Annotated in this window: 9 protein-coding genes; 1 reads left to right on the top strand and 8 read right to left on the bottom strand. The window is 45.2% G+C overall.

Going from position 1 to position 6,622, the window contains the following annotated elements:
* The first annotated feature begins 69 nt into the window (after positions 1 to 69).
* Entirely contained in the window at positions 70 to 345 is a 276-nt protein-coding gene (locus A3756_RS13100; protein ID WP_068508677.1) for an HU family DNA-binding protein, read from the top strand.
* Between the two features lie 54 nt (positions 346 to 399).
* On the opposite strand, the gene A3756_RS13095 is transcribed toward A3756_RS13100, so the two are convergent.
* Genes A3756_RS13095 through gshB form a run of 8 tightly spaced genes read right to left on the bottom strand, consistent with a single transcriptional unit; the run spans position 400 to position 6,516 of the window.
* On the bottom strand, positions 400 to 831 hold the full coding sequence (locus tag A3756_RS13095) for a helix-hairpin-helix domain-containing protein (protein WP_068553658.1): 432 nt from the start codon (positions 829 to 831) through the stop codon (positions 400 to 402).
* A 33-nt stretch (positions 832 to 864) separates the two neighbouring features.
* The gene (locus A3756_RS13090; RefSeq protein WP_068553657.1) at positions 865 to 2,142 is read right to left on the bottom strand and encodes a dihydroorotase; all 1,278 of its coding nucleotides are present in this window, start codon (positions 2,140 to 2,142) and stop codon (positions 865 to 867) included.
* On the bottom strand, positions 2,139 to 3,122 hold the full coding sequence (locus A3756_RS13085) for an aspartate carbamoyltransferase catalytic subunit (protein WP_068508681.1): 984 nt from the start codon (positions 3,120 to 3,122) through the stop codon (positions 2,139 to 2,141). The genes A3756_RS13090 and A3756_RS13085 overlap by 4 nt, the downstream gene beginning before the upstream one ends.
* A gap of 39 nt (positions 3,123 to 3,161) precedes the next feature.
* Positions 3,162 to 3,659 (bottom strand): bifunctional pyr operon transcriptional regulator/uracil phosphoribosyltransferase PyrR, encoded by a 498-nt coding sequence (gene pyrR, locus A3756_RS13080; protein WP_068508682.1) that lies wholly within the window; start codon positions 3,657 to 3,659, stop codon positions 3,162 to 3,164.
* Positions 3,652 to 4,104, bottom strand: coding sequence for a Holliday junction resolvase RuvX (ruvX, locus tag A3756_RS13075; protein WP_068508683.1), 453 nt, complete (start codon positions 4,102 to 4,104; stop codon positions 3,652 to 3,654). Before ruvX ends, pyrR begins: the two co-directional genes overlap by 8 nt.
* Positions 4,104 to 4,619: a YqgE/AlgH family protein gene (locus A3756_RS13070; RefSeq protein ID WP_068553656.1), complete on the bottom strand. Its 516-nt coding sequence runs from the start codon at positions 4,617 to 4,619 to the stop codon at positions 4,104 to 4,106. Before A3756_RS13070 ends, ruvX begins: the two co-directional genes overlap by 1 nt.
* A gap of 28 nt (positions 4,620 to 4,647) precedes the next feature.
* Entirely contained in the window at positions 4,648 to 5,514 is an 867-nt protein-coding gene (locus A3756_RS13065; RefSeq protein WP_231872330.1) for a TonB family protein, read from the bottom strand.
* 42 nt (positions 5,515 to 5,556) lie between these two features.
* Entirely contained in the window at positions 5,557 to 6,516 is a 960-nt protein-coding gene (gshB, locus tag A3756_RS13060; protein ID WP_068553655.1) for a glutathione synthase, read from the bottom strand.
* Positions 6,517 to 6,622 lie beyond the last annotated feature (106 nt).

The raw sequence follows: 6,622 nt of genomic DNA, 5'->3' as shown, positions 1-6,622 counted from the left end.
AAAGTCCTCTGGACTGCAGACCCTGTCTGGCGTGTACCTAAGACAACAATCTCAATTAAGGTAAAATTCATGAAAAAACCTGAACTTGCTGCTGCCATTGCTGAAAAAGCGGACCTAACCAAAGAAAAAGCCGGTGAAGTCCTGAATATTCTGACCGATGAAATCACCAATGCAATGAACAAAAATGATACCGTAAGCCTGATCGGTTTCGGCACATTTTCAGTCAGAGAGCGAAGTGCTCGTACTGGTAAAAACCCTCAAACTGGTGCAACAATCCAGATTGCTGCAAGCAAGTCTGTTGGCTTCAAGCCTGGCAAGTCACTGAAAGATGCAGTGAACGGCTAGCTGGCCTGAGCCAAATTCAAAAAAGAGGCTTTCAAGGCCTCTTTTTTATTTCTACTAAAGTTTTATCGAAACCTGTAGCTTCGCTAATAAATCCTGACTAATCCCCTGTACCTTCAATAAAGCATCCATAGATTCATAGGGCCGGCCATCAATAATCTTTTGCGCCAGAACCTTACCCACACCCGGTAATGTTTGCAAAACGACAATGTCATCCTGATTAATATCAATCAGCTGCTTACTAAGGCTAACTTCACATTCCGTTTCTGCTTTATCCTCACCATTATCTTTAGGCTGACGCGTATCTTCTACCTGGTATATTTTCGGCGGACTAGGCTCTCTCTCACTCACGCGCTCAGCTAATAGCTTTAGTTGCTTCAGCTCTATCAGCATTTGTTTCTGCTGTTCAAGGCTTTCATTAGTATTTTTTGCTAATACGTAAAGCCCCCATAAAACACAAACAAAGCCAAGGAATCCGATAATACCCATACCTTATTCTCCAATCCTATGTGTAAGGTGCAATCAATCTAACCCGAAAGAAATCCTACCATCTAGAATAGTTGTGAGTACTTGCCCCTTCAAACTTTTTCCTATTAAAGGTGTGTTTTTTCCATGAGAAATGATTTTGTCAGCACTCAACTGACGTTCACCTTCAGGAGAAAAAACACATAAGTCAGCCACGGCTCCTACTTCTATTTTCGGACAGTTCCTGCGTAAAACCTTGCTAGACCCTCGAGTCATCGCTTCAATAAATCTGGGCAGACTTATTTCTCCGCTGTCCTCTAAACGCATGGCAAAGGGCAAAAGAAATTCTATATTACTCATTCCCGCTTCAGTTTCAGCAAAAGGCGCTTGTTTCGCTGCAGCCTCATGTGGACGATGAGCGCTGGTGATCGCATCAATCACACCACGGTTTACACCATCAACAAGTGCTAAACGATCCCGCTCTTCTCTTAACGGCGGTAAGCAATAATAAACACTATTAAAATCCTCAATACACTCATCGGTGTAGAGTAGATTCTGAATCGCAACATCTGCCGTAATATTTACACCTGCAGCTTTTGCTTGCTCAAGCTGAGAAACAGATTCAGCCGCCGACAATTGAGAAAGGTGGAGATGCACTCCCGTTGCTTTAGCTAACTGAATCAATTGCGCAACGGCGATGGTTTCAGCCAAAGAAGTAATGCCTTGCAGGCCAACGGTGGTACTTACTTCACCTTCATGCATGACCCCTTGTTGTAATGAGGGCTCTACAGGGTTCACAAAAACGCTCATCTCATGCGTTTTTGCATATTCAAAACAGCGCTTGGTCACGGCTAAATTTTTAAGCGGGTTGTAAGCGTTACTCAAAGCCACACATTGCGCTTTCTTCAGGGATGAATAGGTAGCTAACTGCTCTCCTTTTAGTCCCTGCGTCAACGCACCAATTGGTAAAACTCTGCAATAGTCCGTCTGTGCGCTTAGCTCTCTAATCAACTTTGACACAGCTTGAGAGTCATTGACCGGCCGGGTTTCTGGAGTACAGCATAAGGTCGTCACGCCACCCGCGGCGGCGGCTTTGGTTTCACTTGCGATACTGCCTTTTATGGAGTTTCCTGGCTCTGGCAAAGCGACAGAAAGATCAATCAAGCCTGGTAATACATAGGCTCCATTCAATTCTTTTGTAGGAGTGCCACTTATCTCGGCAACATCGATTGCCTCGATCAGACCATCTTTAATCAGCAAGGTTTCAAAAGGAGCCCAGGACGCGCCGGAGTCAGAGAAAACTAGACGCTGACCATTTTTAAGAAGCATGCTCATTTTGACTCCTCACTGTTTTTCTCTTCCGTTTGACCACTCATTGCCATCGACATAACCGCCATTCTTACAGCAATACCATTAGTGACCTGATCCAGGATCACTGACTGCTCGCCATCTGCAACTTCCGACTCGATCTCAACGCCGCGGTTAATCGGCCCCGGGTGCATTACAATTGCATCAGGTTTGGCTAGTGCCAAGCGCTCACGAGTCAAGCCATAAAGCTGAAAGTATTCCTGCTCACTCGGTAGCAAAGCTCCTTGCATTCGTTCACGCTGCAATCGAAGCATAATAATCACATCAAGGTCTTTTAGGCCTTCATCCATATTGTTATAGACATTAACATCCAATGACTCGACACTTTTCGGCAGCAAGGTATTAGGAGCTATCACTCTTACCTCATCAACACCGAGTGTATTCAGCGCTCTAATCTGGGATCGTGCAACTCTTGAATGCAAAATATCACCCACAATTGCGACTTTCAGGCCCTCGAATTGCCCCTTATTCTGACGAATAGTCAGCATATCCAGCATTGCTTGTGTCGGGTGGGCGTGCCAACCATCTCCTGCATTCACAATAGCCACACCAGGTGTGACAGACTCTGCGATAAAATGCGCGGCACCACTCGAGGCATGTCGAACAACAAACATATCACTGGCCATCGCTTCGAGATTACGCAGCATATCCGAAAGCGATTCGCCTTTTGAGGTAGCAGAGGTATTAATATCCAGATTAAGTACATCGGCGGATAAACGCTTGGCAGCCAATTCAAAGGTGCTTCGAGTCCGTGTACTGGCTTCAAAGAAAAGATTCACGACAGTTTTGCCACGCAAAAGGGGAACTTTTTTGATGTTCCTTTCGCCAACTTCGATCAATGAGTCTGCGGTATCCAAAATTTCTGTCAGGAGCTCTTTACTGAGCCCAGATACCGTCAAGAAGTGCTTGAGTCTTCCTGACTTAGTTAGTTGAATAGGCGCCTGCATGAAAATTTCCTGTTAAAAACCGTCGTCGTTGAAATGTAGTTACTGTATTTTTAGGTGTAGATTCTCTGGACCGATAAGCTTTATACGCTGCCCCTCGGCTAAAGATAATTTCGCCCCAACCACATGAGGTGCGATTGGAAGCTCCGGACGCCCTACATCTACCAGTACGGCCAGTGTAATACTTGCTGGTCTGCCGTAATCAAATAGTTCGTTCATCGCTGCACGCACAGTACGGCCAGACATTAAGACATCATCGAATAAAACGATATGCTTATCTTTTGTTTCGAAGGGCAAGCTAGATGGCTCAACTTTTGGATTCAAACCAATTTGAGTAAAGTCGTCGCGATAGAAAGATATATCAAGCTCACCAATCAGTTTTTCATTCGCCAAACTTTTTTGAATAGCCTTAGCGACCCAAACACCGCCGGTGCGAATCCCGACAAACTCATAGTCAGTGATATTCTTTTCTGCCAAATAATGGCTTAGTTGCTGTGACATCGCACCCAATAAGGCTTCTACAGCTTGTTCATCATGCATTGTCAGTTCCTTTATTGTCACTCATTGCTGCAAACCAGCTTTCTAGTATTAAACATGCTGCGGCACCGTCAACCGAGTGATCCCCAAAATCTACGTACCGACCCGTTCTAGCTTTCACCGCCTGCTTAGCTTCGAAGCTTGAGAGCCGCTCATCCATCATATCGACCGGTTTATTAAAACGGCCTTTTAAGCGCTTACCGAACTTCTTCGCTCGCAATGACATATCGCTTTCAGAGCCATCCATATTCAAAGGTAAACCAACGACAAAGCCTGTCGGTTTCCATTCTTCTACCAATTGTTCAATTACTTCCCAGTCAGGAATCCCCTCTCTGGCTTTAATGGGAGCAAGCTCTGATGCGGTTTTAAGTAGGCTATTCCCACAGGCAACACCGAAGCGCTTTACACCAAAGTCAAAACATAAGTAGGTCAAGGCTTCATTGGTCATTAAGCGTGACCTATCTGGCCACTGAGCTGGTCTGCCTTAATACCGAGAATATCCATCGCCATTGTCAGTTTTTTGCTATCGTCGTCAGCAAACAATATGTCCTGAGACCCGGGGCAAGTTAACCAAGTGTTTTCTGTGAGCTCACCTTCTAACTGCCCCTCTCCCCAACCAGCATAGCCAAGGGCAACCAGATAGGTTTGTGGCCCGGTTCCCTGTGCAATGGCTTCAAGGATGTCTTTAGATGTGGTGAGTTTCAGTCCGGATGATAACTCTAGCGTAGATTGCCAACATTTTTCACCATCATGAAAGATAAAACCACGATCTCTTTGGACCGGCCCGCCAGCGTAAATTTTGGCATCAGTATCAATCGTCATACTGATATCTAACTGTTCGAGTAACTCAGCCAAGCCAATATCGGTAGGGCGGTTAATCACAACGCCCATTGCGCCATCGCTGCTATGATCACAAATATACGTCAGAGACCCTGAGAAGTTTGGATCTTTCATCTGGGGCATTGCGATCAGAAACTGATTTTCTAAATGGCTACAAATAGCTGGATACTCCACTCTTGTTATAAGAAAAGGTGCGAATCAATTCTAATACATCTCGCTCTTTTCTTACATTCTTTGGAAAGGGCGCAAAGGGCGCCGCTCGATGAACAATATCTCTGGTTTTGGAGTCCAGAACTAGATCTCCTGAGCTCTGTAACACGACAACCTCTTTAATCGTGCCATCGGAATAGATAGAAATTGAGACGCGGGGTTTACCATACAAGCGCTTCCCGGCATCTTCAGGAAAGTTCAGACTGCCTGTCCGCTCTATCTTACTGACAACGTGCGCCACATATTGAGAATCGACCGCTTTCATTGTCGAGGCTGCGGTCAAGCGAGTCACCCTTGGGCGTTTAGCATAATTTTGCCTCTGCCTATCTAAATCAGCTTCCAGTTCAGCTATTTCGAGGCTTCGTTCCAGAATGGACTTTCGAGGCTGCACTTCGGTGGGCTTATTTTCTTCTTGCACACGATCAAACAGGCTGGGTCTTAGCCTTTCGCCCGATACCGAGCTGATCACCTGTTTATCACGCTTTTCTATACTGTCTTGTGTTGGCGCTGGAGAGCTGGCTAATTGCTCCAGGGCATTGAACTGCTTCGATTCAATCGGCGTCGTGACTCTCGCTTTTTCTTCTAGCGTACCGCTGCCAAGCTGGTTGGTCTCGGCAAAGAAGTCCGCCTTATCTGGCTTGGTCTCATCCTCAAAGCGAGAAAGCGTAATTTCCATAGTAAACGCCACGGGCTCCGGATCTTCTTCCAGAAAATCGGTCAGGATAATTAAGCTATGTAAGGCCAGCGCGACAAAAACCGTAAAACTAAGACGATCAGTATCGCTAACACCCATTGCTCGTGCTACCACTGCCAATTTAGCTCCCCTACAGATTGCGTCTCTTGCTTCATATTACTTTTTACTAGCACTCAATTTCTGCTCAATCGTCGATATTAGCTTATCAGCAATTTTGATTTGGCTAACCCTTTCAATTTCCTGAATACAGGTTGGACTGGTGACATTTATTTCTGTCAGGTAATCACCAATCACATCGATACCTACAAATAACAAGCCCCTATCTAGTAAATCATCTTTTATCTGATCAACGATCCAATAGTCACGTTCAGTCAGTGGCAGCACTTCTCCACGACCACCTGCAGCCAAATTGCCTCGCGACTCACCTTGCCCCGGAATTCTCGCCAAGCCAAAAGCAACCGGCTCACCATCAATAATAAGTATACGCTTATCGCCATTCTTTATCTCAGGCAAATATTTTTGCGCCATCACCTGTTGCTGGCCATGCTGACTCAGCGTTTCGAGAATCACACTTAGGTTACTGTCCCCCAGAGTCACTCTGAAAATAGAAGCGCCTCCCATACCATCCAAGGGTTTATAGATGACGTCTTCATGCTGCTTACAAAACGCTTTCAAGCGTTGCTGATCTCTCGAGACCAAAACAGGCGGGCAACATTGGGGGAAAAGAGTCGCGTATAGCTTTTCATTACAATCTCGCAAGCTTTGGGCTTTATTTAATACTAAAGCTCCCTGCTGCTCGGCCCGTTCTAGAATATGCGTAGCGTAAATAAACTCTGAATCAACGGGTGGATCCTTACGCATAAGAATGACGTCTAACTCAGCCAAATCGGCTTCGCGCGGCTCACCAAGTTCATACCAGCTTTGCTCATCGTTACTTACCTTGAGAGGCGTCAAACGTCCACGAGCCGTACCTTGATCCAAATATAGGTCAGACATTTCCATATAGTTCAAAGACCAGCCTTTCGCTTGGGCAGAAAGCAGCATAGCGAAGGAACTATCCTTCTTGATATTAATCCCGGAAATGGGATCCATCACAATTCCTAACTTAAACGTCATTTATTACCTGCGAAACAAAAAAAATGTACTAACCTTAAGAACTACTATCTTAGTTTAACTTTCATTACATTTTGAATAAAACAATTTCTTTCTTAGATTATCTATT

This window comes from Oleiphilus sp. HI0086, assembly GCF_001635225.1.
Note: the sequence above shows the minus strand (reverse complement) of the source record. Positions and strands in the feature narration are given on the sequence as shown.

Coding starts and splice junctions, on each gene's coding strand:
- A3756_RS13100 (WP_068508677.1), top strand. CDS start 70: ATGAAAAAACCTGAACTTGCTGCTGCCATTGCTGAAAAAGCGGACCTA.
- A3756_RS13095 (WP_068553658.1), bottom strand. CDS start 831: ATGGGTATTATCGGATTCCTTGGCTTTGTTTGTGTTTTATGGGGGCTT.
- A3756_RS13090 (WP_068553657.1), bottom strand. CDS start 2,142: ATGAGCATGCTTCTTAAAAATGGTCAGCGTCTAGTTTTCTCTGACTCC.
- A3756_RS13085 (WP_068508681.1), bottom strand. CDS start 3,122: ATGCAGGCGCCTATTCAACTAACTAAGTCAGGAAGACTCAAGCACTTC.
- pyrR (WP_068508682.1), bottom strand. CDS start 3,659: ATGCATGATGAACAAGCTGTAGAAGCCTTATTGGGTGCGATGTCACAG.
- ruvX (WP_068508683.1), bottom strand. CDS start 4,104: ATGACCAATGAAGCCTTGACCTACTTATGTTTTGACTTTGGTGTAAAG.
- A3756_RS13070 (WP_068553656.1), bottom strand. CDS start 4,619: ATGCCCCAGATGAAAGATCCAAACTTCTCAGGGTCTCTGACGTATATT.
- gshB (WP_068553655.1), bottom strand. CDS start 6,516: ATGACGTTTAAGTTAGGAATTGTGATGGATCCCATTTCCGGGATTAAT.